The 25,800-nt window shown below is 65.2% G+C and carries 26 protein-coding genes; 14 read left to right on the top strand and 12 right to left on the bottom strand.

What is annotated here, in order from left to right:
• The first annotated feature begins 4 nt into the window (after window positions 1-4).
• Window positions 5-1,498, top strand: a complete 1,494-nt coding sequence (locus CH281_RS15935) for a carboxyl transferase domain-containing protein (RefSeq protein WP_094694793.1) — start codon at window positions 5-7, stop codon at window positions 1,496-1,498.
• Between the two features lie 18 nt (window positions 1,499-1,516).
• On the opposite strand, the gene CH281_RS27535 is transcribed toward CH281_RS15935, so the two are convergent.
• Window positions 1,517-1,948: a hypothetical protein gene (locus CH281_RS27535; RefSeq protein WP_027495939.1), complete on the bottom strand. Its 432-nt coding sequence runs from the start codon at window positions 1,946-1,948 to the stop codon at window positions 1,517-1,519.
• 192 nt (window positions 1,949-2,140) lie between these two features.
• Here CH281_RS27535 and CH281_RS15945 point away from each other — a divergent pair, with 192 nt between their 5' ends.
• Window positions 2,141-3,997, top strand: a complete 1,857-nt coding sequence (locus CH281_RS15945) for a propionyl-CoA synthetase (protein ID WP_094694795.1) — start codon at window positions 2,141-2,143, stop codon at window positions 3,995-3,997.
• 70 nt (window positions 3,998-4,067) lie between these two features.
• The gene (locus CH281_RS15950) at window positions 4,068-4,970 is read left to right on the top strand and encodes a DMT family transporter (protein ID WP_032381676.1); all 903 of its coding nucleotides are present in this window, start codon (window positions 4,068-4,070) and stop codon (window positions 4,968-4,970) included.
• Between the two features lie 6 nt (window positions 4,971-4,976).
• Here CH281_RS15950 and CH281_RS15955 read toward each other — a convergent pair whose 3' ends face one another.
• Window positions 4,977-6,305, bottom strand: coding sequence for a cryptochrome/photolyase family protein (locus CH281_RS15955; protein WP_094694797.1), 1,329 nt, complete (start codon window positions 6,303-6,305; stop codon window positions 4,977-4,979).
• A gap of 151 nt (window positions 6,306-6,456) precedes the next feature.
• Between CH281_RS15955 and CH281_RS15960 the strand changes: the two genes are divergently transcribed.
• Genes CH281_RS15960 through CH281_RS15970 form a run of 3 tightly spaced genes read left to right on the top strand, consistent with a single transcriptional unit; the run spans window position 6,457 to window position 8,699 of the window.
• Window positions 6,457-6,663 carry a hypothetical protein gene (locus tag CH281_RS15960; RefSeq protein ID WP_032365896.1) on the top strand — a complete coding sequence of 69 codons (207 nt, stop codon included), beginning with the start codon at window positions 6,457-6,459 and terminating at the stop codon, window positions 6,661-6,663.
• A gap of 9 nt (window positions 6,664-6,672) precedes the next feature.
• Entirely contained in the window at window positions 6,673-7,401 is a 729-nt protein-coding gene (locus CH281_RS15965; protein WP_027495934.1) for a response regulator transcription factor, read from the top strand.
• Window positions 7,398-8,699, top strand: coding sequence for a sensor histidine kinase (locus tag CH281_RS15970; RefSeq protein WP_027495933.1), 1,302 nt, complete (start codon window positions 7,398-7,400; stop codon window positions 8,697-8,699). The genes CH281_RS15965 and CH281_RS15970 overlap by 4 nt, the downstream gene beginning before the upstream one ends.
• Window positions 8,700-8,710: 11 nt before the next feature.
• Here CH281_RS15970 and CH281_RS15975 read toward each other — a convergent pair whose 3' ends face one another.
• Both CH281_RS15975 and CH281_RS15980 read right to left on the bottom strand, forming a co-directional pair.
• Window positions 8,711-9,070, bottom strand: coding sequence for an FKBP-type peptidyl-prolyl cis-trans isomerase (locus CH281_RS15975; RefSeq protein WP_027495932.1), 360 nt, complete (start codon window positions 9,068-9,070; stop codon window positions 8,711-8,713).
• An 84-nt stretch (window positions 9,071-9,154) separates the two neighbouring features.
• Window positions 9,155-9,829, bottom strand: a complete 675-nt coding sequence (locus CH281_RS15980) for a DUF2848 domain-containing protein (RefSeq protein WP_027495931.1) — start codon at window positions 9,827-9,829, stop codon at window positions 9,155-9,157.
• Window positions 9,830-9,959: 130 nt separating this feature from the next.
• Here CH281_RS15980 and CH281_RS15985 point away from each other — a divergent pair, with 130 nt between their 5' ends.
• Window positions 9,960-11,309: an MFS transporter gene (locus tag CH281_RS15985; protein WP_027495930.1), complete on the top strand. Its 1,350-nt coding sequence runs from the start codon at window positions 9,960-9,962 to the stop codon at window positions 11,307-11,309.
• Here the strand turns inward: CH281_RS15985 and CH281_RS15990 are convergent.
• The gene (locus CH281_RS15990; RefSeq protein WP_027495929.1) at window positions 11,281-11,922 is read right to left on the bottom strand and encodes a GntR family transcriptional regulator; all 642 of its coding nucleotides are present in this window, start codon (window positions 11,920-11,922) and stop codon (window positions 11,281-11,283) included. The two genes, CH281_RS15985 and CH281_RS15990, sit on opposite strands and share 29 nt — an antisense overlap.
• A 46-nt stretch (window positions 11,923-11,968) precedes the next feature.
• Here CH281_RS15990 and CH281_RS15995 point away from each other — a divergent pair, with 46 nt between their 5' ends.
• Window positions 11,969-12,769: a carbon-nitrogen hydrolase family protein gene (locus CH281_RS15995; RefSeq protein ID WP_027495928.1), complete on the top strand. Its 801-nt coding sequence runs from the start codon at window positions 11,969-11,971 to the stop codon at window positions 12,767-12,769.
• Window positions 12,770-13,119: 350 nt separating this feature from the next.
• Here CH281_RS15995 and CH281_RS16000 read toward each other — a convergent pair whose 3' ends face one another.
• The 5 genes from CH281_RS16000 to pdxH form a co-directional block, all read right to left on the bottom strand.
• Complete coding sequence (locus tag CH281_RS16000) at window positions 13,120-14,418, bottom strand: citrate synthase (protein WP_027495925.1); 1,299 nt, start codon at window positions 14,416-14,418, stop codon at window positions 13,120-13,122.
• Window positions 14,419-14,488: 70 nt separating this feature from the next.
• On the bottom strand, window positions 14,489-15,460 hold the full coding sequence (locus CH281_RS16005; protein ID WP_032388599.1) for a carbohydrate kinase family protein: 972 nt from the start codon (window positions 15,458-15,460) through the stop codon (window positions 14,489-14,491).
• Window positions 15,457-16,386, bottom strand: a complete 930-nt coding sequence (locus CH281_RS16010; protein ID WP_032385849.1) for an aldose 1-epimerase family protein — start codon at window positions 16,384-16,386, stop codon at window positions 15,457-15,459. Before CH281_RS16010 ends, CH281_RS16005 begins: the two co-directional genes overlap by 4 nt.
• Entirely contained in the window at window positions 16,370-17,692 is a 1,323-nt protein-coding gene (locus CH281_RS16015) for an MFS transporter (protein ID WP_052053171.1), read from the bottom strand. Before CH281_RS16015 ends, CH281_RS16010 begins: the two co-directional genes overlap by 17 nt.
• A 5-nt stretch (window positions 17,693-17,697) precedes the next feature.
• Window positions 17,698-18,315: a pyridoxamine 5'-phosphate oxidase gene (gene pdxH, locus CH281_RS16020; protein ID WP_032407631.1), complete on the bottom strand. Its 618-nt coding sequence runs from the start codon at window positions 18,313-18,315 to the stop codon at window positions 17,698-17,700.
• A 134-nt stretch (window positions 18,316-18,449) separates the two neighbouring features.
• On the opposite strand from pdxH, the gene CH281_RS16025 reads away from it, so the two are divergent.
• The 5 genes from CH281_RS16025 to CH281_RS16045 all read left to right on the top strand — a co-directional run bounded on the left by CH281_RS16025 (window position 18,450) and on the right by CH281_RS16045 (window position 23,364).
• Complete coding sequence (locus tag CH281_RS16025; protein WP_027495921.1) at window positions 18,450-19,568, top strand: citrate synthase 2; 1,119 nt, start codon at window positions 18,450-18,452, stop codon at window positions 19,566-19,568.
• 69 nt (window positions 19,569-19,637) lie between these two features.
• Entirely contained in the window at window positions 19,638-20,759 is a 1,122-nt protein-coding gene (gene serC / locus CH281_RS16030) for a phosphoserine transaminase (RefSeq protein WP_027495920.1), read from the top strand.
• Between the two features lie 91 nt (window positions 20,760-20,850).
• Window positions 20,851-21,522 (top strand): rhomboid-like protein, encoded by a 672-nt coding sequence (locus tag CH281_RS16035; RefSeq protein WP_032407632.1) that lies wholly within the window; start codon window positions 20,851-20,853, stop codon window positions 21,520-21,522.
• Window positions 21,523-21,633: 111 nt separating this feature from the next.
• Entirely contained in the window at window positions 21,634-22,533 is a 900-nt protein-coding gene (sepH, locus tag CH281_RS16040) for a septation protein SepH (RefSeq protein ID WP_032372953.1), read from the top strand.
• A gap of 63 nt (window positions 22,534-22,596) precedes the next feature.
• Entirely contained in the window at window positions 22,597-23,364 is a 768-nt protein-coding gene (locus CH281_RS16045; protein WP_094694799.1) for a DUF6928 family protein, read from the top strand.
• 92 nt (window positions 23,365-23,456) lie between these two features.
• On the opposite strand, the gene CH281_RS16050 is transcribed toward CH281_RS16045, so the two are convergent.
• Both CH281_RS16050 and CH281_RS16055 read right to left on the bottom strand, forming a co-directional pair.
• The gene (locus CH281_RS16050; protein ID WP_032381663.1) at window positions 23,457-23,720 is read right to left on the bottom strand and encodes a DUF2537 domain-containing protein; all 264 of its coding nucleotides are present in this window, start codon (window positions 23,718-23,720) and stop codon (window positions 23,457-23,459) included.
• On the bottom strand, window positions 23,717-24,520 hold the full coding sequence (locus CH281_RS16055; RefSeq protein WP_027495915.1) for a TrmH family RNA methyltransferase: 804 nt from the start codon (window positions 24,518-24,520) through the stop codon (window positions 23,717-23,719). The genes CH281_RS16050 and CH281_RS16055 overlap by 4 nt, the downstream gene beginning before the upstream one ends.
• A gap of 75 nt (window positions 24,521-24,595) precedes the next feature.
• Between CH281_RS16055 and CH281_RS16060 the strand changes: the two genes are divergently transcribed.
• Complete coding sequence (locus CH281_RS16060) at window positions 24,596-25,795, top strand: GNAT family N-acetyltransferase (RefSeq protein WP_094694801.1); 1,200 nt, start codon at window positions 24,596-24,598, stop codon at window positions 25,793-25,795.
• Window positions 25,796-25,800 lie beyond the last annotated feature (5 nt).

Raw genomic sequence — 25,800 nt, forward strand, 5'->3', positions numbered from 1 at the left:
CGCCATGAGCCCACGGACATCCGCCGCCGAGATTCTCGATTCCGTTCTCGACGGCGGATCGTTCGTGTCGTGGGACTCCACGCCCGTGGACGTCCATCCTGGGGAGTCCTACCTGAAGGATCTGGCCAAGGCTCGCGAGAAGAGTGGCGTCGACGAATCGGTGTTGACCGGCGAGGGCACCATCGACGGCCGACGCGTCGCGTTCATCGCCTGCGAGTTCGCGTTTCTCGCCGGATCGATCGGAGTCGCGGCGGCCGAGCGCATCACCTCCGCAATCGAGCGCGCCACTGCAGAGGGCCTGCCACTCATTGCCTCCCCTACCTCCGGTGGCACGCGCATGCAGGAGGGAACGTTGGCCTTCGTGCAGATGGTCAAGATCGCCTCGGCCGTCACCGCACACAAAGCGGCGCACCTGCCGTATGTGGTGTATCTCCGCAATCCGACGACGGGAGGCGTTTTCGCATCCTGGGGTTCACTGGCCCACGTCACCGTCGCCGAACCCGAGGCCCTCATCGGGTTCCTCGGCCCGCGGGTGTATCAGGCCCTGTACGACAAGCCATTTCCCGATGGCGTCCAGACCGCCGAGAATTTGTACCAGCACGGTGTCATCGACGGTGTGGTGCCGGTCGAGCAATTGCGTCACTTGCTGATCCGCACGCTGCGAGTGATCGTCGACGCATCCGTGTGGACGGACGTTCCCGAAGTCGAACGTACGAGCATTCCCCAGCAATCGGCCTGGCACTCGGTGCAGTCGTCGCGCCGCGCCGATCGTCCAGGGATTCGGCAGATCATCGAACATGCTGCGGCCGAACATGTTCCGCTCAGCGGCACCGGCCAGGGCGAGGCCGACACCTCGATCCTGTTGTCCCTGTGCCGCATTCGCGGTGTCTCCTGCGTGCTGTTCGGCAACGACCGAAGCAGCAGCACCGCCACGGCAACGATGGGTCCGGCAGCACTACGAGAAGCTCGCCGCGGCATGCGCCTGGCCGAGGAACTCCGGCTACCTCTGGTGCTCGTCATCGACACATTCGGCGCAGCACTGTCCAAAGAAGCCGAGGAGGGTGGTCTCGCTCCCGAGATCGCGCGGTCGATCTCCGACCTGGTCACCGTGAACACCCCGACGGTGTCGGTACTACTGGGCCAGGGCACCGGCGGCGGAGCACTCGCATTGCTGCCCGCGGACCGCGTCCTGTGTGCCCAGAATGCCTGGCTCGCACCGCTTCCACCCGAGGGAGCCAGCGCAATCGTGCACCGCGACACCGCCCATGCACCGGACATGGCCGAGGCTCAGGGCATCAGGTCGGTCGACCTGCTGCGAGACGGCATCGTCGACGCCATCGTTCCCGAACTCCCCGACGCGGCCGACGAACCGGCCGCGTTCTCCGGTCGCATCGCCGATGCCATTGTCCGCGAACTACGCGAGCTGTCGACCCTCGAAGCGGCAGCTCGGACGAGTGCGCGACTCGGCCGCTACCGCACTCTCGGGGTCGCCTTGTGAGTGGAAACTCAACCCCTGCTACGAGACCGGAGTGGAGCCTGCGGAACGACCGCAGGCTCCGCCGTGCACGTGCGAGGTCACGAGCGCCAACACATCGCCCGCCCGAAGGTCCGCGGGCAACTCGACCGGACTGACGCAGCAGCGCCCCGGACCGTGCACGTCGACCTTGACCACCGGGCCCACCGAATGCCGATTGACCACGACGGCCTGCAGCAGATCCCCGAACTCGGCGTCGACGCCCACTTCGCCTGCGATCACCGAACGCACCCGAGTCACCAGAATCGAGCCCCACTGCACCGGAGTGCCCTCGGCATCGGCCACATCCTCCAACGCAACGCCGTCGACGGTGATGCGACCGCACACACAGTGAGTGTCCGCCGGCCAGAGCGCTGGATCGCACCGCGAGACGTAGGCGGCACCGAGAGACGGAAGTATGTCCACAAGAGTCATGAGAAGAAGTCTTGCGCCGGGCGGTGGCGTCGAACAGGGGTGTTGACGCAATCTTGACGCCCCAGCGGTGAATCTTGACGGCGTGTGGGCACCGATGCACATTCCGACCGCCGGTCGACGGGATTCCGCCGGTCGTCGCCGGTAGTGCGCAACCCGGCCCGGACCACCCCACCTCGAACTACGCTCGCAGACATGAGTGGCGAGTATCGGCAGGCGTTCGACAGCAGCATCGACAACCGCGAGGACTTCTGGCTGGCGGCCGCGTCGGGAGTCGACTGGGACACCCCTCCCACCACGGCGTTCGACGGTTCGCAATGGTTTCCCGAAGCCCGTCTCAATACATGCGTCAACGCACTCGATCGGCACGTCGACGCCGGCCACGGCGATCGCACCGCGCTGATCTACGACTCGGCGATGCTCGGGCTCACCCGGAGCTACACCTACGCCGAACTTCTCGACGAGACCGCGCGCTTCGCCGGGGTGCTGCGCGCGCAGGGCGTCGGGCCGGGCGACCGCGTGGTCATCTATCTGCCGATGATTCCCGAGGCCGTCATCGCGATGCTCGCGTGTGCGCGACTCGGTGCGGTGCACTCGGTGGTGTTCGGCGGATTCGCCGCCAAAGAACTCGCCGCGCGCATCGACGACGCCGAGCCGGTGCTGCTGATCACCGCGAGCGGTGGGTTCGAACCGGGGCGCGTCATCGAGTATCTGCCGTTGGTGCAGCGCGCCCTGACGCTCACGACCGCGAACACACCGGCCGTGATCGTGAAATCACGAGAGGGCATTCCCGGCGAACACGAGTGGCTGGATTGGGACACCCTCATCGCCGACGCCTCGGCGGCACAACCGGTTTCGATGGCGGCGACGGATCCGCTGTACATCCTCTACACGTCGGGTACGACGGGCAAGCCCAAGGGCGTGGTGCGCGACAACGGCGGTCATGCCGTCGCGTTGACGTGGTCGATGCGCAACATCTACGACGTGGATGCCGGTCAGGTGATGTGGACGGCCTCCGACGTCGGATGGGTGGTGGGACACTCGTACATCGTCTACGGCCCGCTGTTTGCTGGTGCCACAACGGTTCTCTACGAGGGCAAGCCCGTCGGGACTCCCGATGCAGGCGCGTTCTGGCGGGTGATCCAGGACCACGGTGTGCGGGCTCTGTTCACCGCACCGACCGCGCTACGCGCTATCCGCAAGGTCGATCCGCACGCCGCCGAGCTCGAGAAGTACGACACCTCCTCACTGGAGACACTGTTCGTCGCCGGTGAACGCCTCGATCCCGATACCTACGAGTGGATTTCACGCACCCTCGATCGACCCGTCGTCGACCATTGGTGGCAGACCGAGACCGGGTGGGCCATCTGCGCCAATCTTCGCGGGCTGGAACCACTTCCGATCAAACCCGGATCGCCGACCGTACCGGTACCGGGATTCCAGGTGGGCATCCTCGACGCGTCCGGTAATCCTGTGGACGCAGGCTCGGAGGGCAACATCGTCGTGCAGCTGCCACTGCCGCCAGGTGCACTGGTTGGACTGTGGAACGACGAATCACGTTTCCAGCGTTCGTATCTCGATACGTTCCCCGGTTACTACCTCACCGGCGACTCCGGTTACATCGACGCCGACGGTTACGTCTACGTACTCGGTCGCAGCGACGACGTCATCAATGTCGCCGGCCACCGCCTGTCCACCGGGTCGATGGAGGCGGTGCTCGCGGGCCATCCCGCCGTCGCCGAATGCGCCGTCATCGGTATCCACGACGACCTCAAAGGCCAGCGCCCCAGCGGATACGTAGTACTCAAAGCCGGGGAGAACATCTCCGAGGAGCAATTGCGTACCGAACTGGTGTCCATGGTCCGCGATCAAATCGGTGCACTGGCCACCTTCCGCGATGTGACGATCGTCGGAGCTCTACCGAAAACCCGCTCGGGCAAGATACTCCGAAAGACGATGCGACAGATCGTCGCCGGTGAGCAGTACGGGGTCCCGTCGACCATCGAGGATCCCGCGGTCCTCGATGCGCTGGAGAAGCTCCTCGGCAGATAGGCGGAAACAGAAGCAACCATGGCCGAAACCCGCGCGCCATGGGGCACTCCCGCACGATAGCGTCCTCGGCATGACAGATCTCGACACTCGCCCCGCCGTCGACTGGCTCGCCCTCGGTGCGGTCACCGTCACGGTGATCTCGTGGGCCTCGGCCTTCGTCGCCATCCGCGGCGTCGGTGAATCGTTCGGTGCCGGCCCACTCGCTCTGGGCCGGCTGCTCATCGGATCGTGCGCACTCGGTGTGATCGTGTTGATCAGGAGACAGTGGGTCAAGCCGAACCGCACGCAGTGGTTACAGATCGCCAGCGTCGGCGTGTTCTGGTTCGGCGTTTACAACGTCGCCCTCAACGCCGCCGAGCAACGTGTAGACGCCGGAACGACGTCGATGATCATTCAGATCGGCCCTATCCTGGTGGCCCTGTTCGCCGGTCTGCTTCTGGGCGAGGGCTTTCCGAAGTGGTTGGTGATCGGTGCCGGTATCGCGTTCGCCGGTGCTGTCATGGTCGGCGTCGTCACCGCCGTCACCACCACCTCGACCACCAGAACGGACGCCGACTTCCTCGGCATTGCACTTTGTCTCGTATCCGCGGTGACCTATGCGATCGGAGTACTCAGCCAGAAGCCGGTGCTGCGCACGATTCCCGGCCTGCAGGTCACCTGGATGGCCTGCACCATCGGCGCGGTCTGCACGCTGCCGTTCGCGCCCGCTCTGCTCGACGACCTGTCGACCGCCTCGGCCGGAGCCACCGGCGGACTGATCTACCTCGGCCTGGTTCCCACCGCACTGGCGTTCAGCACCTGGGCCTACGCGCTGACGCGCATGAACGCAGGCAAGCTAGGCATCACCACGTATGCGGTGCCGCCGATCACCATCACTCTGGCCTGGTTGTTGCTCGGCGAGATACCGCACATTCTCGCCGTCGTCGGCGGTGTCATCTGCCTCGTCGGGGTCGGGTTGTCCCGCAGGAAATAGCAGCCGTTACAGCGCCTTGAACCGAGCGATAGCAACCTCACGCTCGTGCTTGTGGTCGACGATCGGATCCACGTACTCCTTGGGTCGGCCGAACTTCAACGTGTGCACGGCTTTTCCCTCCTCACCGCGTAGCTCCGGCACCCAGCGCCGGACGTAATCGCCTGTCGGATCGAATTTCTCACCTTGGGTGATCGGGTTGAACACCCGAAAGTACGGCGAGGCGTCGGTACCGGTGCCCGCGGTCCACTGCCAACCGTGCTGATTGTTGGCCAGATCGCCGTCGACGAGATGCTGCATGAAATAGCGGGCACCTCGCCACCACGGCAGGTGCAGGTCTTTGACGAGGAACGACGCAACGATCATCCGCACCCGGTTGTGCATCCACTTCTCCGAGTTCAATTGCCGCATACCGGCATCGACGATCGGGAAACCGGTTTCGCCCTTACACCAGGCCTCGAACAGCTCGTCGGCGTGCTTGCCCGAGTCCAGTTCGATCTTGTCGAACTTCTTGACGTAGTTCTCGCGCGCACTGTCGGGGCGCTGAAACAGGATGTCGGCGTAGAAGTCTCGCCAGCAGATCTGCCGCCGATACGCGGCAGCACCCTCGTTGCGGAGCTTGCCCAGGTCGGCCAGCATGGTTCGCGGATGAATGGTGCCGTACTTCAGATGCACCGACATCCGGCTCGTCGAATCGAGGTCGGGGCGGTTGCGTTCGTCGTCGTACTTCGAAACGTCGTCGAGAAAATCCTTCCACTGCGCCCGTGCGGCTTGCTCGCCTGCATCGGCGTCGGAGGTCTCGTTTTCGCTCGGAATCTTCGCCCTCTTCACGCCTTTCACGTCGTCGGGGTCGATCCACGTCACGGTTTTCGCGGACGTATCGGCCGGTCCGCGCCACCCGTGCTCCATCCACTGACGCGAATAGGGAGTGAACACCTTGTACGGCTCACCGTCGTTCTTGGTGATCCGTCCGGGCGCAACGGCATACGGCGAACCGGTCTCGACCAGCGTCACCTTCTCGCCGACGCGCTGGTCCCGCTCCCGGCCGTACGGACCGTAATCGGCGCTGATGTGGACCTCGTCGGCGTCGATCGCCTTCGCAACCTTCGGCACCACCGTCTCGGGGTCACCGTGTACCACCATCAGCCTGCCGTCGAGCTGCTCGTTCAGTGCCTCGAGCGACCGGAACAGGAAGTCCTTGCGCGGACCGCCGGAGGGCTTGAGCAATCGGTCGTCCAGTACGAAGAGCCCCAGTACCGGATCCCCGGACTCGGCAGCGGCGGTGAGGGTGGGCAGATCCCCCAGTCGGAGATCACGGCGAAACCAAACGAGCGACATGCCGTCAGTCTTACCCAACCCGGCTACGAGCAACCCCCATCACTGTTTCGGGGATTCTCAGAGAATCGCCAATCCATGCTCACCGCCGCCGCAACATCGGCCTCTACCTTGGGAAATACGCCGATCAGCCGCGAGCAGAGGAGAGAACATCATGACGAACATCCGCCCCTTCCCCGGTGCCCTCTCCCTCGTCGAGAGCACCTGCACGTTCGAGAAGTACTACGAGCAGCTCTATGCCAAGGCACCCGCCCTCGCCTGGACCCTCGACGCCGACGTCGATCGCCGCACGGCCCTGGAAGAATTCTTTGCCAAGACGCCCGAGGAGCGGCGTACCACCGTCGACAGCTGGGTTGCCTAGCATTGGGAGGTGACCGAATCGCCGAGCACCCCCGCCACCGTCCTCGTCGTCGACGATGACACCGATGTGTTGTCGTCGTTGCAGCGCGGCCTACGCCTGTCCGGCTTCACGGTCATCACGGCGTCGGACGGGGCCGAGGCGCTCGGCGTGGTGTCGCGCACCTCGCCCGACGCGATCGTGCTGGACATCAACATGCCGGTACTCGATGGCGCAAGCGTCGTGACTGCATTGCGCGCCATGGGGAACGACATTCCGATCTGTGTTCTCAGCGCCCGCAGCTCTGTGGACGATCGCATCGCGGGTCTCGAATCCGGTGCCGACGATTACCTCACCAAACCGTTCGTGCTCGCCGAGCTGGTGGCCCGCATCAGGGCCATGCTCCGGCGGCGCGGCACCAGTCCGGTCATTCCCGTAGCCGATCCTGGCATCCCCAATTCAGCTGTCGCCGTGGGCACTTTGGTCGTCGACATCGCCGGGTACCGAGTGCACCGCGACGGCGTCGACATCGATCTCACGAAGCGCGAGTTCGAGTTGCTGGCCATTCTTGCCCGCAACAAGGGCGTCGTACTGACGCGTGAGCGACTCCTCGAATTGGTCTGGGGATACGACTTCGTCGCCGACACCAACGTCGTCGACGTGTTCGTCGGCTATCTACGCCGCAAACTCGAGAGCGACGGCTCGCCGCGCATCCTGCACACCGTCCGCGGTGTGGGCTTCGTCGTGCGGGAGTCGGTATGAGTTTCTCACTTCGCGCCAGGGTCGCGGCGGCGACTGCCCTCGGTGCCACCCTCGTCGTGGCGGCCCTGGCCGTGGTGACGTCGGTGGCCATTTCCCGTAACAACGTCAACCAGCTCGACGAGCGTCTGACGACGGCATCGCAGGTGCTGGTCCCGAACTCGTCGACGCTGGAAGCCTTCATCGATCAGCTGTCCGGAGCGTTCGCTGTCACCATTCGCAGCGGAGACATCGTCGTCGCCTCGACGCCGACGCGGTTGCCGGCCCTCGACACCGGTTCTCAGACAGTGGATGTGGACGGTCAGCGTTTTCGGGTCTACACCGCGACCTCGACCGTCGTCTCGTCCGTGTCCATCTCCATCGGCGTCCCGGCCATCGAGGCGCAGCAGGTGACCGACGAGCAACAGAGACAGGTGATCCTGCTGGGGCTGGCGGCGGTCGCCGTGTCGACGGGCCTGGGTTGGCTGTTCGGAGGACGTGCCGTCAGACCGCTGGTGACGCTGACGCGGCAGGTCAGCGCTCAGCCTCCGTCGGCGCCGCAGACCCGAACCGGAGTCACCGAGGCCGACGAGCTCGCGGTCGCGATCGGGGGCATGCTCACCCGACTGAACGAGGCACAGGAACGCACCAATGCCGCCCTGGACACGGCGCGCGATTTCGCGGCCGTGTCGGCCCACGAGCTGCGCACCCCGTTGACTGCGATGCGTACCGACATCGAAGTGTTGCGCACCCTCGACCTCGAGCGCGCGCAGCAACAGGAAATTCTGACCGACCTCGAGCGCACCCAAGGCCGAGTCGAGACGACGCTGACCGCGCTCGAACGATTGGCGTCGGGTGAATTGTCCAGCGAGGGCGACCGGGTCGAGACCGACATCATCGACATCTGCGACGTCGCCGCGCAGGATGCGCAGCGTCAGCACCCGGGTCTGGACGTTCGAGTGGAGTCGGAACCGGAGTGCGAGATCACGATTCGCGCACTCCCCACCGGAGTTCGACTCGCGGTGGACAACGCGATCGGCAACGCCGTCCGGCACGGCGGGGCGAGCACCGTCGTCATTCGCGTCGAGCGCGCGGACGCGCTGGTCCGAATCCTGATCGACGACAATGGATCCGGCGTTCCGGTGGACGAACGCGAGTCGGTGTTCGGACGCTTCGAGCGTGGAGCCGGAGCCGCGAAGGGCGGCTCCGGCCTCGGTCTCGCGCTGGTGGCCCAGCAGGCCGAATTGCACGGTGGCCGCGCATATCTGGCAGACAGCCCCCTCGGGGGCGCCCGATTGGTGCTCGAGCTACAGGACCGCTGACGAGAGATCTGCTACTTGACGTCGAGCAGATCGATGACGAAGACGAGCGTCTTGCCGGACAGACGGTGACCTGCGCCGGCGGGGCCGTACGCGAGCTCCGGCGGGATGGTGAGCTGGCGGCGTCCGCCGACCTTCATCCCGGGGATGCCGTCCTGCCAGCCCTGAATGAGACCACGGAGCGGGAACTGGATGGACTCGCCGCGGTTCCAGGACGAGTCGAACTCCTCGCCGGTGTCGAACTCGACGCCGACGTAGTGCACCTCTACGTTTCCGCCCGGCACTGCCTCTGCGCCGTCACCTTCGACGAGGTCGACCGTCACCAGATCCAACGGTGCCGGTCCGGCTTGAAATTCGATCACTGGCTTCGTCACTGAAGTCTCCTGCGGTTGTGCCGGCCCGCCGACGCCGACTGCGGTGTTCTGGGCATGGTCGGCACCGATTTTACGTCGTCACGGTCAGCCGATCGGAGCTGGCATCAACATCGTCTTGTATTCGCAGGTCAGCGTATTGCCGGTTGCGGGGTCGGACATCTCGACCTTCCAGGTGTCGGCGAACTGGTTCACACCGGGGTGCATCGAGATGGTGCCGGAGATCAACACGGTTCCACGGGCGAACAGTCCACGGTCGGCGAGCACGTCGAGCCAGTAGTGCGGAGCGAGAAGATCACCGAGTGTTCCGGTCTGAATTGCGACGCCGTCCGCCCACGCGGTCAAGGTGATCTCGTCCAGCCGATCGGCGACCTCCGACAGACGCCACGCGCCGGTGCCGAGCACATCGGGAGCCGCGTTCTTGCTCCACGCGACACTGTGCACCTCCAGGTCACGGTCGGTGTGATCGCAGGCGACCGTCAGCAGCACGTCGTCGATCGTGTCGCCCAGGATCACCAGCGCCCACTCGGCCTCGCCCGACGTACGGCCGTGCTGGACGGCAACGGCGTCCGTCTGCTGCGCCAGGTACGGCGAAATGGGATACAGCGCCGGGGTCACCGTCGGAGCCGGAACGCCCAGTTCGGCCAGCTCCGCGATGTGCGACGCCACCTCCTCCTGGTTGCGTCCGGCGTACCCGGCGTTGAGCAACGCGTTCACCTCGACCGATTCGGAGGTGCCGTTGGGCAGCGTGAATGTGAGCATCAGTAAGGACCCTCTCCTCGTAAATTTTCTGTTTCCGATGCGCCCAAAGGCTTGCGCATACGTCTTGTATACAGCAAGTATGGAGCACGTACAACGGATAGAGTGATCCCAGGCACACGAAGGAGTCGTCATGACCGAACCTGTTTCGGTAGATAGAAAAGGCCTGGCCAAGGCCTTTGCGGCCAGCCTCACCGGAACGGCATTGGAGTGGTACGACTTCGCGGTCTACTCGGCCGCCGCAGCTCTGGTGTTTCCGCTGGTCTTCTTCCCGGACAGTGACCCACTGACCGGGACTCTGCTGGCTTTCTCGACATACGCCGTCGGGTACGTCGCCCGTCCGGTCGGAGGGTTCGTCTTCGGACGGCTCGGCGACGTCATCGGACGAAAACAGCTCCTCGTCATCACCCTGATGTTGATCGGTGTCACGACCTTCGCCATCGGCCTGATCCCCGGATACGACTCCATCGGCATCGCGGCACCGATCATTCTCGTCACGATGCGCTTCTGTCAGGGCGTTGCCGTCGGCGGCGAATGGGGCGGAGCCGTTCTCCTGTCGAGCGAATACGGCGATCCACGCAAACGCGGATTCTGGTCCTCGGCAGCACAGATCGGACCACCCGCAGGCAACCTGCTCGCCAACGGTGCACTCGCTGTTCTGACGCTGACATTGACCGACCAGCAGTTCGAGTCCTGGGGATGGCGCGTGGCGTTCCTTTTCTCCGCGGTACTCGTCGGATTCGGTCTGTGGATCCGGTTGAAGCTCGAGGACACCCCGGTGTTCAAGGCGCTGCAGGAAAGCGGCGAACGTTCCGAGGCACCGATCAGCGAAGTGTTCAAGACCGAACTGCGACCCCTGGTGGCTGGCATCATGTCTCGTGTCGCGCCGGACGTCATCTACGCGCTGTTCACCGTCTTCTCCATCACTTACGGCACACAGAAGTTGGGCTTCGAGCGCAGTGAGGTACTGACCGCCATTCTGATCGGGTCGGCATGCCAACTCGGCCTGATCCCGCTCGCCGGAGCGGTGTCCGATCGCATCAACCGACGCCTCGTCTACGGCGTCGCAGCCGTGGGCGGTGTCGCGTGGAGTGCGATCTTCTTCCTCGTCATCGGCGGAGGATCGCTACCACTGCTGATCCTGGGTGTGGTGGTGGGCCTGGCGTTCCACTCGTTCATGTACGGGCCACAGGCAGCATTCGTCACCGAGCAGTTCAGCGTTCGGTTGCGCTCCACCGGCAGCTCGTTGGCGTACACGATCGCCGGTGTCTTCGGTGGTGCGATGGCCCCGCTGATCTTCGTCTACCTGTTGGACAAGACGGACAGCTGGGTGCCGATCGCCGGGTACATCGTCGTCGTCGGTGCCGTGACACTCGTCGGCCTCGCCCTCGGACGCAACCCGGACCCCACCGAGGACGAGCACTACGTGCTGCTGGGCCAGCAGCACGAAAACGCTACGCGCGCAACAGAGTCTGAAGCGTGACCTCGAGGTGAGCGTCGATCTTCTCGTGGACCAGGCCCTCGTCGCCGGCACTCAGTGCGTCGATGATGGCCTGGTGCTCGGCGCACACTCGGTGTTGCCGGTTGGCGGCGGTGAACAACGCACTCAAGCCCACTCGGAGCTGACGCGCCCGCAAACCGGCATACGTGCGCGAGAGCAGATCACTGCCCGCCGAATCGATCAAACTCTGATGGAACGTCCCGTCCCAGTCGATGAATTCCTTGGGAGCGTCGGTGCTGTCGGAGTTCATCAGCAGCTCCTGCTGATGCAACGCATGCTGCATCGCCGCGATCGGAGCGTCACCGGCACGCAACGCCCGCGACGCCGCGTGCCGTTCCAGAACGCCGCGCAGATCCATCAATTCGCCGATCTGTCGTCCGGACATCGCCGGCACATGGGCACCGCGCTTGGGCACCATCTCGACCAGACCCTCGGACTGCAGCATCAGCAACGCCTCACGCACCGGCGTGCGCGATACGCCGATTCGAGTCGCAAGTTCCTGTTCGTTCAGAAAAGTGCCGGTGGCGGCCGGTGACGACAACACCTGATCACGGACGAACTGGTACGCCTTGTCCCTCCCCGACAGTGGTTGCATACGATATGTATACCTGTCTTCCCCCGACGAAACCAGGAGTCACACCGTGAGCTCGACTATCCGCATCAGCCTGGCCCAGATCACCAGTGGCGAAAACCCCACCGAGAACCTCGAACTCATCGAGACCCACACCCGCGCCGCGGCGCACGCAGGCTCGGACCTCGTCGTGTTCCCGGAGGCGATGATGCGCTGCTTCGGCGGACCCATCCGAAAGTTCGCACAGCCACTGGACGGCGAATGGGCACAGACCGTTCGTCGGATCGCGTCCGACGCCGGCATCACCGTCGTCGCCGGAATGTTCACTCCCGCGCCCGACGACAGAGTGACCAACACACTGCTCGTCACCGGCCCGGGCGTCGAGGCGAGCTACGACAAGATTCATCTGTTCGACGCGTTCGGATTCGCCGAATCCGATACCGTCGCACCGGGTTCCGACCCGCTCGTGCTCGACATCGCGGGAGTCCGCGTCGGCTTCGCGACCTGCTACGACATTCGCTTCCCTGCCCTGTTCCAGAAACTCGGCGACCTCGGTGCCGAACTCGTCGTGGTACCGGCGTCCTGGGGATCGGGTGACGGCAAAGTGGAGCAGTGGACCCTGCTCGCTCGCGCGCGCGCACTGGATTCGACGACGTTCATCGCAGCATGCGATCAAGCCGAACCTGCTGCCGCCGAGGGCAATGCACCGTTGGGCGTGGGCCACAGCATCGTCTGCTCCCCCACGGGCGAGATCCTCGGTCAACTCGACGCGACACCCGGCATGCTGACGATCGACATCCATACCGAGCTGGTCGACGCCGTGCGCAAGAACCTGCCAGTGCTGAAGAACCGCAAGCACTTCGACGCCTGAGTGCGCCGCGAACTCGAAGTTAAGGACGAATTCCGGCCGAATCTCGTCCATAACCTCGAACTCGACGCGCGCACTCGGCCCTCACGCAGCAAGATCGCAGTTATGCAGCCGAAAGTGGCCATATCGCCCGCGTAAGTGCGAACTCGACGCGCGCACTCGGCCCTCACGCAGCGAGATCGCAGTTATGCAGCCAAGAGTGGCCATATCGCCCGCGTAAGTGCGAACTCGACGCGCGAACTCGAAGTTGGGGATAGATTCCGGCCAAATTACGTCCACAACCTCGAACTCAGCGTAAACGACAACGCCGCCGGCTCCCGAGAGGAGTCGGCGGCGTTGTCGTGCAGCAAGAGCTAGCGGGAGCTGACGTCCTGGTAGTCGCGCTCGGTGTAGCCGGTGTAGATCTGGCGCGGACGGCCGATCTTGCCGGTGGTGTCCTCGTTCTGCTCGCGCCAGTGCGCGATCCAGCCCGGGAGACGGCCCATCGCGAACAGCACCGTGAACATGCGCGGCGGGAAGCCCATCGCGCGGTAGATCAGGCCGGTGTAGAAGTCGACGTTGGGGTACAGCTTGCGCTCGACGAAGTAGTCGTCGGTCAGCGCGGTCTCTTCGAGCTTGAGTGCGATCTCGAGCAGTTCGTCGCCGTTGCCCAGCTTGCCCAGGATCGTGTGTGCGGTTTCCTTGACCAGCGTCGCGCGCGGATCGAAGTTCTTGTACACCCGGTGTCCGAAGCCCATGAGCTTGACGCCGTCTTCCTTGTTCTTCACTCGACGCAGGAAGTCGGTGGCGTCGCCGCCCTCGGCCTTGATCTTGTCGAGCATCTCGAGCACGGCCTGGTTGGCACCGCCGTGCAGCGGGCCCCACAGCGCGTTGATGCCGCCGGAGATCGAGGTGAAGAGGTTGGCCTGCGAGGATCCGACGAGGCGAACCGTCGACGTCGAGCAGTTCTGCTCGTGATCGGCGTGCAGGATGAGCAGCATGTCGAGTGCCTTGACGATCTCGGGATCGACCTCGTACGGCTCGGCGGGGAAGCCGAACGTCATGCGCAGGAAGTTCTCGACCAGGCTCTTCGAGTTGTCCGGGTACAGGAACGGCTGACCGACCGACTTCTTGTAGGCGTATGCCGCGATGGTCGGCAGCTTGGCCAGCAGACGGATGGTGGAGAGCTCGACCTGCTCGGGATCGTTGGGCTCGAGCGAATCCTGGTAGTAGGCCGACAGTGCGTTGACCGCGCTCGACAGCACCGGCATCGGGTGGGCGTTGCGCGGGAAGCCGTCGAAGAAACGCTTGAGGTCCTCGTGCAGCAACGTGTGGCGACGGATGCGGTCGGTGAACGTCTCGAGCTCGTCCTCGGACGGCAGCTCCCCGTAGATCAACAGGTAGCTGACCTCGATGAACGACGACTTGCCCGCAAGCTGTTCGATCGGGTAACCGCGGTAGCGCAGGATCCCCGCGTCACCGTCGATGTACGTGATGGCCGACTTGGTGGACGCGGTGTTGACGAACCCGCCGTCCAGCGTCGTGTAGCCGGTGGTCGCCAGCAGCTTTCCCAGCTCGATACCGTTGTTGCCTTCACTGGCCTCGGCAATCGACATGGAATATTCGCCACCGGGGTAGGTGAGGGTGGCTTTGGCATCATTCTCAGCGGGCACGAATGGTCCCTCTCGAACTCGTGTAACGGACACGTACTTAAAACGGACAGTTCTAACGTCGCTAGTGAAACTAGTCTCTCGGTGCCTCGGACGCCCAGGGAGGGTCGGCACCGGGTCGTGAAACCGTGATCGCGGCTGCCGTGGCAGCGAACGAAAGAGCTTGCCGCCAATCCTCCCCGGTCATCCCCTGTACCGCTTTCGATGTGATAATGGTCTCTTTTTCCAGGTAGCTCAACAGTGCGCCGTGCACGGTGTCACCAGCGCCGATCGTGTCGACGACGTCGACGGCAACGCCCGGTACCGACACCTCCTCGGCTGCTGTCACTCCCGTGGCCGTCGTCTCTCCGGACGCGGTGAACACCGAGATACCGTCCCCGCCGCGGGTCATGACCACCGCGGTCACCCCGGCGGCGAGCCAGTCGTCGACGGTGGTGCCCTGCGTGCCCAGCCCCAGCCAGTACGAGTCGTCCTCGGACACCTTGAGAATGTCGATGCTCGGCAACCACGAGCGAAAGCGATCGCGGAATCCGTCGGCGGTGATGTCGCCGCTGGTGCTGTCGATGGCGGCCGGGCGAATGTTGGGGTCGAGCATCGTCAGCTTGCCCGCGGACCGAGCTCGATGCAGCAGTTCGGCGTACACCGACGCGCCGGGCTCGTACAGCAACGACAACGTGCCGAAGGACAGGACACTGATTTCGTCGGGCAGATCACCGGGATCGGCAACAAGTCGGTCGGCCGTGCCATCGGCGTAGAACGAGTACTCGGCGCTGCCGTCCTCGGCGAGGGTCGTCATCGCCAACGTCGTCGGCTCGTCACCGCGCTGCACCCACGAGATGTCGACACCGGCATCGCGCAGACTCGCCAGGATCTGCTCGCCGAACGAGTCGCGAGAGATGCGGGAGAGATAGGCAACCGGCGACCCCAACCGACCGATCGAGATGGCGACGTTGAACGGCCCGCCGCCGAGTTTCGGTGAGAGCAGCGGCCCCTCGTGCACCGGCACCAGATCCACCAATGCTTCGCCGCACACCAGAATCGTCACTTCTCGTACTCCATTCCCCAGCTGCCGGACCAGGTCTGCCCCGGGTCGAGCACGATCAGATCGATCTCGGAATTCAACGCGTCGGGCGGGCAGGTCATCGGTTCGATCGCCAACGCACGTCCCCGATCCGGGTACGCCTGATCGTTGGCGGGATCGGCGGTGAACACCTGCACCCACCCGAAGTTGCTGTCGGTCCACAGCACCGTCGCGGTGCCGTCGGGGCCACGCAGTGTGTGCTTCGCGCGTCCGTCTACGTCCGGCACCGAGGCACTGAACGGAGTGTCGAGCTGCACGCCCTCGAGGTTCCGAGGCTGCCGAAAGTCGTACTCGGTATCGGCCGTCGGCACCGAAAGCCCTACGGGCAGATTGCGTACCGGATCGAGCGGCAGCCGCGTACCCGCGGACAGTTCGAGCGTGCATTCGTCGAGGGGTACGTCCCCGACACGCACGTAGGTATGGAATCCCATTCCGTACGGCGCAGCCGATTCGCCCGTGTTCGTCGCCGACGCGGTCACCGTCAGACCGTCGTCGGACAGCTCGTGTGCCACCGTCAATCGCAACGAGAACGGCCAACCCTCGTGCGTGCCGATGTCCACGCTCTGCTCGACGCGAGACTCGGTGTGCTCGTCGAGAGTCCACTCCACCCGTCGGACGAAACCGTGGCTCGCGTTGTTGCGGGCCGGTTCGGTGATCTCCAACCGATGTTCGACGCCTTCGAACGTGAACGTTCCGTCGGCCGTTCGATTGGGCCACGGGGCCAACACCAGTCCCGCCGACAGCGGCGGCTTGGTGCCCGCCTCCCACGTTTCGGTGAGCGGTGAGCCGTCGTACTCGAGGACCCGCAGGCCCGCTCCGACAGCAGCGACGTCGGCGCGATACTTGCCGCTCGTCAACGAATACGTCTGCGCCTCAGCTGTGGGAGCCATGCGAGCCATTGTCCACGACGGTGTCGTCCACCGTCTTGCTACCGACGATTGCGCCGACCCGGTAGCGAATGAATGCCGGTAGCGCGAGGGCTGCGATCGAGACACCGATGACCACCAGCACACCACCTCCTGCGGCGGCCGCGGCCGTCCCCACCGAGGCCGCTGCCGCGCCGTGCAGAACATCGCCGATCCGGGGCCCTCCCGCGACGACGACGATGAAGACGCCTTGCAGTCGGCCGCGCATCTCGTCGGTCGCCACCGTCTGCAGCATCGTGCTGCGGAACGCCGCCGAGATCATGTCGGCACCGCCACCGAGCGCCAGAAACGCCAGTGCGAACCACAGGGCAACCGTCGTCGCTCCGTCGGTCGCCGCACCGACGGCGAGCCCGAATCCGATCATCGCCACGCCCCAGACGACGATGCAGATCAACACCGCAAGGCCTTGACGCCGCACGCGCGGTAGCCAACCGGAGAACACTCCACCGAGCACAGCTCCCGCGGACATCGCCGCGAACAGCATGCCCAGCACCGGCCCACCCGAGGCCGGGTCCCCGAAACTGTCGTGGGCGATCTGCGGGAACAGCGCCCGAGGCATCCCGAACACCATGGCGATGATGTCGACGACGAACGACGCCAGCAGCACCTTCTGGGTAGCGAGGTACGCGAAACCCTCGAACACCGAACGTAATCCGGCGCGTTGACCGGACTTGGCCGGCGGAATGCCCGGCAGCCTGATCACCGCCCACAGCGTGGCGAACAGTGCGATGGTGTCGATCAGGTAGAGCGTCTCCAGTCCGATGTAGTAGATGAGGATGCCTGCACTGAGCGGACCGGCGATGGCACCGAAGTTCATCACCGTCATGTTCAGAGAGTTCGCGGCGGGCAACTGCCCCGCGGGCAGGATTCGCGGCAGTATCGCACTGCGGGTCGGCTGATTGACGGCGAAGAAGGCCTGCTGAACTGCCAACAGCACCAACACGATCCACACGTTGTTCAGTTGCAGGAACGCCTGCAACCAGAACAGGGCCGATGTTCCGATCAAACCGAACGTGGTGATCATCAACAAGGTTCGGCGGTCCATCACGTCGGCGAGCGCCCCGCCCCACAGCCCGAACACGATGAGGGGCACCAGGGCGAACACGCCCGTCAAGCCGACGTAGGCCGAGCTCAAGGTGATCTGATAAACCTGTTGCGGCACAGCGACGATCGAGAGCTGCGCGCCGATGACGGTGACGATGTTCGCCAGCCACAGGCGGCGATATGCGGGAGTCTTCAGCGGGGTCGTGTCGGCCAGGATGCCGCGCAGCCCGCTCACGGTTGCAGTCGCTCGATCACACCGCTCGCCGGCATCACTCGAATTCTGTTGTGCATCCGGCTGGTTCGACCCTGCCAGAATTCGACGATCTCCGGTTCGACGCGGATGCCGCCCCAGTTCGGCGGTACCGGCACCTGGCGTCCGTCGAACGTCGCGGTGACCTCGGCCAGTTGCGCGGCGAGAGCGTCGCGAGACACGACGGTTCGCGATTGCTCCGACGCCCATGCGCCCAGCTGCGAGCCGCGCGGTCGCGTCCGCCAGTACGCCTCGGTGGTGTCGCGGTCGACTCTAATGACCGGTCCGCGGACGGTGAGCTGACGGGCGATGCCGATCCACGGAAAGGTGATGGACGCGTACGGCGTCGACGCCAATGCTCGGCCCTTGTCCGAGTCGTAGTTGGTGTAGAACACCACGCCCTCGGCGTCGAGGTCCTTGCACAGGACGGTTCGGGTCGCGGGCCTACCGGCAGCGTCGACCGTCCCGAGCACGATCGCGTTGGGCTCGGGCAGATTCGCAGCAACGGCGTCCGAGAGCCACTGCCGGGCCAGTGGCAACCAGCCGTCGCTCAGGGCGTCGACGTCGAGATCCTTGGGCTCGCCGTAGTCCACTCGCATGGTGGCCAGGCGCTGTTCGTCTGCAGACACGAACCCAGACGCTACTCCCGCGTAAAAGCTCGCTATGGTTTCCGCAAGCACGCCCGGATGCGGCGCAGAGCCGGGCGCAGTCGCGACGAGGGAGTCCACAGACCATGGCTGTTCAACACGTTCCCGAAGATTTCGTTCCCGGTCTCGAAGGTGTGGTCGCCTTCACCTCCGACATCGCCGAGCCCGACAAGGACGGCGGCGCACTGCGTTACCGCGGAGTCGACATCGAGGAACTGGTTGCACAGGGCGTCACCTTCGGCGATGTGTGGGCGCTGTTGGTCGACGGGGAATTCGGCCGCGGCCTGCCACCGGCCGAGCCGTTCCCCCTGCCCATCCACACCGGTGACGTCCGCGTCGACGTGCAAGCAGGCCTGGCGATGCTCGCTCCGATCTGGGGGTATCAGCCGGTACTCGACATCGACGACAGCACCGCCCGCGACAACCTGGCCCGCGCCTCGGTGATGGCGCTGTCCTACGTCGCGCAGTCCGCTCGCGGGATCTACCAGCCCGCTGTGCCCCAGAGCCGCATCGATCAGGCGGCCACCGTGACCGAGCGCTTCATGGTCCGCTGGAAGGGCGAGCCCGACCCCGCCCACGTCGCCGCCATCGACGCCTACTGGGTCTCCGCCGCCGAACACGGCATGAATGCGTCGACGTTCACCGCCCGAGTCATCGCCTCCACCGGAGCCGACGTCGCAGCATGTCTCTCCGGTGCCATCGGCGCGATGTCCGGCCCGCTGCACGGCGGCGCGCCGGCCCGCGTACTGCCCATGATCGAAGAAGTCGAGAAGACCGGCGACGCCCGTGCGCTGATCACCGGGATCCTCGACCGCAAGGAGAAGCTCATGGGCTTCGGGCACCGCGTGTACCGCGCCGAGGACCCCCGAGCCCGCGTGCTGCGCGCCACCGCCAAGCGCCTGAACGCTCCGCGCTACGAGGTTGCCGCCGCGCTCGAACAAGCCGCGTTGACGGAACTGCGCGAACGCCGCCCCGATCGAGCCATCGAGACCAACGTCGAGTTCTGGGCCGCCGTGATCCTCGACTTCGCCGAGGTGCCCGCGCACATGATGCCCGCAATGTTCACCTGCGGGCGTACCGCCGGCTGGTGTGCTCACATTCTCGAGCAGAAGCGCCTGGGCAAGTTGGTGCGCCCGGCTGCCCTCTACACCGGCCCCGAACCGCGCACCCCCGACTCCGTCGACGGCTGGGACCTGATCCGGTAGTCGACGGTGTCATGACACCCGACTAGCCTGTGGAGGCCATATTCCATCGACGCTAGGACGCGCTACTCCATGGCCGATTTGCCGATCATTCCCGCCGATCTTCTTCCCGCCGACGGACGCTTCGGTTGCGGCCCGTCCAAGGTTCGCCCCGAGCAGCTGCAGTCCCTGGTCGACGTCGGTGCGTCCGTGTTCGGCACCAGCCACCGGCAGAAGCCCGTCAAGGACGTCGTCGGTCGCGTACGCAGTGGTCTGAAAGACCTGTTCTCGCTCCCCGAGGGCTACGAGGTCGTGCTCGGCAACGGTGGTACCACCGCGTTCTGGGATGCCGCTGCGTTCGGTCTCATCCGGGAGAAGTCGCTGCACCTGACCAACGGTGAGTTCAGCTCGAAGTTCGCCTCGGTGGCCAAGAACAACCCGTTCATCGGCGATCCGATCGTCGTCAAGGCAGAGCCCGGCAGCGCGCCCGAGCCCACGTCGGATCCGTCCGTGGACCTCATCGGTTGGGCCCACAACGAGACCTCGACGGGCGTGGCCATCCCGGTCAGCCGTCCGGCCGGCTCGGAGAACGCCCTCATCGCGATCGACGCCACCTCCGGTGCCGGCGGACTGCCGGTGAACGTCGCCGATTCCGACGTCTACTACTTCGCTCCGCAGAAGTGCTTCGCCGCCGACGGCGGCCTGTGGGTCGCGCTGATGAGCCCGGCCGCTCTCGCCCGCGTCGACGAGATAGCCTCCAGTGGCCGGTGGGTTCCGGACTTCCTGTCGTTGCCGATCGCCGTCGACAACAGCAGCAAGGACCAGACCTACAACACCCCCGCAGTGGCGACGCTTCTGCTCTTCGCAGACCAGATCGAGTGGCTCAACAGCAAGGGCGGCCTGGATTGGGCCACGAAGCGGACTGCGGACTCGTCCTCACGCCTGTACGACTGGGCCGAGAACAGTGAATTCGCAACGCCGTTCGTGACGAACCCGGATCACCGCAGCCAGGTCGTCGGAACCATCGATTTCGACGAGAAGGTCGACGCGGCCCAGGTTGCGAAGATCCTGCGCGCCAACGGCGTCGTCGACACCGAGCCGTACCGCAAGCTCGGCCGCAACCAGCTGCGTGTCGGTATGTTCCCGGCCATCGAGCCGGACGACATCACCGCACTGACGAAGAGCATCGACTGGGTCGTGTCCACGCTGAGCTAGTCGGCAGCCAACTCACAGCTACAGCGCTCCCTCCGAGGCCTACACTTGCTATCAATTACGCAAGCGTAACGACCTCGGAGGGAGCGTTCGTATGTCCAGGCTCCTGTCCGTTGCTCTACGACTGCGGGTGACGCTCGTGTTCTGCCTGCTCACCGCCGCAGGAACCGTCACTCTCGGGCAGATCGGGCCGCACGATCGTTGGCATGTGCTGCACGCCGCGAGCACCAACCTGCACAATCTCACCGACGGTCATCTCGCCACGCTCGTCACCAGCGCCTTCCTCACCGAAGGCCGGCCCGATTGGTGGTGGCTCGCCTCGGTCGCCATCCTGTTCGCCGTCGCCGAGTGGGTCTCGGGGTGGCGCCGGTTTCTGCTCACGTTTTGCGCCGGGCACATCGGCGCGACGGCACTGGTGGCTGTCGGGTTGTTCGTCGGCATCCACGTCGACTGGTTTGCCGACTCGTTGGCCGTAGCCGTCGACGTCGGGGTCAGTTATGCCGCAGCTGCGGTGGCGGGGTCCTTGATTCGATACCTGACGATGCCGTGGCGCGCAGTATGGGGCGCATTGTGGATCGCCGTTGTCGCCGCCGGAGCCATCACGGATCCCTCGTTCACTGCTGCCGGCCACGCCCTGGCGCTGACCATCGGACTCGGACTCGGCGTGTTCTTTCTTCGCCGAGACGCAATGCCGTTGTCCCGCAATCGAATCGACTCGACTTCGGCCGATCGGGTGCAACCGAGCGCGCAGCTGTCTACTCTCTGAGAAAGAAACCGACGCCACCGCCGCGAGGCGTGTCGGACACCCGCCGAATACGGTAGGTGAACTAGGCTCGAATTCGACGGTATCGCGAGCCGGCGCGATGAGGAGGTCAAGGTGCGAGACTTACGTGTGGTGGGTCTCGAGGCCGACGGAAAGTTCGTCGTGTGCGCAGATCCCAAAACCGGCGACAGATTCCGGCTTCCAGCCGACGACAAACTCCGCGCAGCCTCACGCGGAGACATCGCTCGACTAGGACAGATTGAGATCGAAATGGACAGTTTGCTCCGGCCGAAGGAAATCCAGGCCCGTATCCGCAGCGGCGCGACCATCGAACAGGTCGCCGCAGATTCCGGAATGGCCATCAGCCGAGTCGAGGTGTTCGCGCACCCCGTACTGCTCGAGCGTTCGCAGGCAGCGTCGATGGCCCAGGCCGGACATCCGCTGCGGCACGACGGCCCGGCTGTGCAGACCCTGCTCGACATCGTCACCCTCGCCTTCCGCGCTCGCGGACACAACCTCGACGACGCGGCGTGGGACGCCTGGCGCGACGAGGACAACAAGTGGGTCGCCCAGCTGAAGTGGCAGGCAGGTCGCACCACGAACAAAGCGCACTGGCAGTTCTTGCCCGACGGTCACGGCGGCACCATCGCTCCGCTCGACGACACCGCACGCGAACTGATCGACCCGGACTTCGGACGTCAACTCCGCGGCCTGGCCCCGGTACGTGCACTTGCCTCCGCCGAGGACTCCGACGACGAGACCTCGCAGCAGAGTTTCGACGAGTACTACGGCACCACCGCCGACAGCGAGATCGACGCCGAGACCATCGACGTCGAGGTGGACGATGCGCCGACTCCCGAGCCCGAGCAGCCGCGCGAACCGGTGGCGAGGGAGCCCAGGCCCGCACCCAAGCCTGCCGCCGGTCACACCAGCGGCAAGGACAAGCGTGGCAAGCCGGCCATGCCATCGTGGGAAGACGTCCTGCTCGGTGTGCGCAGCAGCGGTCACAACTGAGTTCTTCGTGTGACCGATGTGCCGCGCGATGTCGGAGTGTCGACACCCACACCGTAGGCTTCGATGGAAGTCACGGAGAGAGAGGTGCCGGTAGTGGGGGCCAAAGCATCAACGATCTGGTACGTGGACGCACCGGATCCCATATCGGTACTGCGAGAAGCCACCACCTCCGACTGGAACGCCGCCAGTGCGCTCGTCGGACGGCTCTACCCCCATCTCACGGCCGTCCCTCTCGAGCAGGGTCCCATCTCGACCTCGGCGGGTGTGGACGACGATCACGTGTTCATCGGGTGCTACCCCGGCGTCACCGTCGTCTGCGGATCCAACTTGTCGGTGCCCACGCCGTCGACCCTTCCCGAATCCGTCACCCGCCCACTGGCCTCCGAGCACACCTACCTCGTCGCCTCGGACCCCGAGCATGCCTGGGGTGCGTTCGCCTACTGGGAGCGCGGTGAATTCCGACGCTCGTTCAGCGCCACCCCCGTCTACATCTACGAGGACGTCGGTCTACCTCTGGTGTGGGAGCGTCCGTTCTGGGCCGGTGACCACCCGCTGATCTATCCGCCCGGAGTGATGCCGGATCCGCAGTCACTACCGTTCCACCCCCAGGAATTTGCCGAAGCCGCCAACGCCGAATGGCTCGGCTTCCGCTACACCGGTGCCCCGCGTCCCGGCGAGCTCGACCCGAACGCGCTGCCTGTCTGCGGTTTCACCATGTACGTGCCGGGGCAGGAGCCGCGGCCCCAGAACGTTCCGGTCCAGAATGCGCCCGCAGCGGAATCGGCCCAGCCCGCACCGCGACCGAAGAAGCGCTGGTTCTCCCGCAAATAGTGGCTCGGGTGGGCACCGTTGCACACAACGACCGACAATCGACGGGATTCCGCCGAACGTCGCCGGTAGTGCGCACCCCTGCCCGGGCCGGCTCAGAACGCCAGAGCCGCCAGGGCCACGAAACTCAGAAGCGCACCGGCGCTCGCTCCGTACACGGCCCAACGCCATACCGGAACGCCGAACCACCGCATGACCGTCGGGGCTGCGCCTGCCACGACGACGAGGTTGAGGCCGATCGCGAGCAGCGGATGAACTCTGGCCAGTTCCAGGCCGAACGCCGTCAGTGCCACCGCGACGAGGATCGCCGAGATCACGGCAACCGGGACACCGGTCCAGCGAACGTCCGGATCCTTCACGTCAGACGCACCCGTTCGTAGAAGCCCATCGCCGCGGCCGTCGCAACATTGAGCGAATCGGTACCGGGAGCCATCGGAATACGAGCGCGAATGTCGGTGGCGCGCATGGCGTGTTCGGTCAGACCGGGCCCCTCGGCACCGAGCAGCAACGCGACCTTCTCCCCCGTCATCGCCGTCGCCAAGGACACTGCCTCCGGGTTCGGTGTCAGCGAGATCAGCTGAAAACCGTGCCGCCGCACCCGATCGAGGCCACGAGGCCACTCGGGCACCTTCGCGAACGGCACTCGGAGCACATGCCCCATCGACACCCGGACAGACCGTCGGTACAGGGGATCGGCGCAGGCGGCACCGAACAACACCGCGTCCACCCCGAGACCGGCTGCATTGCGGAACATCGACCCGAGATTCTCGTGATCGTTGACGCCTTCCAGAATCGCCACCGTGCTCGCGCCCGCCAGCACGTCGTCCAGATCGAGGGCCGGCGGTCTGTTCGCCGCCGCCAACACACCACGGTTGAGGTGGAAGCCGACGACCTCGGCCATCACCTCGGCCGACGTCCGATAGAACGGAACGTCCGAATCGGCGAGGTCCTCGCGCAACGCGTCGAGCCGTCGATCCACGCCGAGCAGGCTGATCATCGGAAAACGCGAGCTCAGCAGGCGCTGCGCGACGAGCACGCCCTCCGCGATCACCAACCCCTTGCCCTCGGGCAGATCGGGCCGCCTGTCCGAGGAATTGAGGTCGCGGAAGTCGTCGAGCCGCGGGTCGAGGGGATCGTCGATGTCGATTACATGCACCACCTGCTCATCTTCTCACCCGGCATTTCTGGCAGTCCCTCGGCGAAGCACCACCCCCGTATGGAAAAGTTGTGAGCGATGACTACCGACGAATCGATCACCATCCGTACCGCCACCGACGACGACTGGGATGCCGTCGCGCTGCTCGACGCCCATGCGTTCGGCGAGCACCAGAACGCCGAGGACCTGGCCGAGACGCAGATCTTGACGAAGTCCGAGCACGTCTACCTGGCGTGGGACGGCGAGACCCCGGTCGGTGTGGCCATGCACTTCCCGATGTCGGTGACCGTTCCCGGCGGAGCTCAGGTCGAGGCATCGGGAGTGTCCTGGGTGTCGGTCGCACCGACACATCGCCGACGCGGCATCCTGCGATCGATGTTCACCCAGCAGCACCGCGCTCTGAACGACGCCGGCGCACCGTTGTCCCTGCTGACGGCCAGCGAGGCGACGATCTACGGACGCTTCGGGTACGGGCCGGTGACCGAGGAGATCAGCGTCTCGATCGACCGTCGGTTCGCTCAGTTCCGTCAGGACGCTCCCCCGGCTACCGGGGTGCGACTGATCGAATCGGCCGAGGCCACCGAACTGCTTCCCGACATCTACCACCGCTGGCAGCAGCAGACCGCAGGCGCGCAGCCCAAGCCGCCGATCCGCTGGGAGCGCTTCTTCGCCGATCGTGAGAACCGACGCGGCGGGCTGACGGCTCTGTTCTTCATCGCCCATCCCGACGGATACGTCGCCTACCGACGCGGACGCAACCCGAGCCGGGTCGTGGTGGAGGAATTCATCGCGGTGACGGACGACGCCTACGCCGCGCTGTGGCAGATCCTCGTCGGCGTGGACCTGGTAGACACCATCGAGGTACGGCAGGCACGCGACGAGGCACTGCCGTTCCTGCTGACCAACAACCGGCTGCCGAAGGTCACGGCTCACCACGACGCTCTGTGGGCCCGGATCATGCATGCCGAGGCTGCCCTCGAGGCGCGCACCTATGCCCTCGACACATCACTGATCATCGCCGTCCGGGATCCCTTCCTCGACGCAGGCGGTACCTACTCGCTGACGGTCACCGACGGCAAAGCCACCTGCACCCGGGTGGAATCCGAACCGGACATCGAACTCGACATCGACGTACTCGCCAGCATCTACTTCGGTACCCACCGAGCCCGGTTGTTCGCCGCAGCAAACCGCCTCACCGCCCGCAACGAAGAATCACTGCACGCACTCGATCTGACGTTCGGAACAGCGCGTCCCGCCGTCATGGGTTGGGGTTTCTGACGCGA

The organism is Rhodococcus sp. 06-221-2 (assembly GCF_002258365.1).
Lineage (GTDB): Bacteria > Actinomycetota > Actinomycetes > Mycobacteriales > Mycobacteriaceae > Rhodococcoides > Rhodococcoides fascians.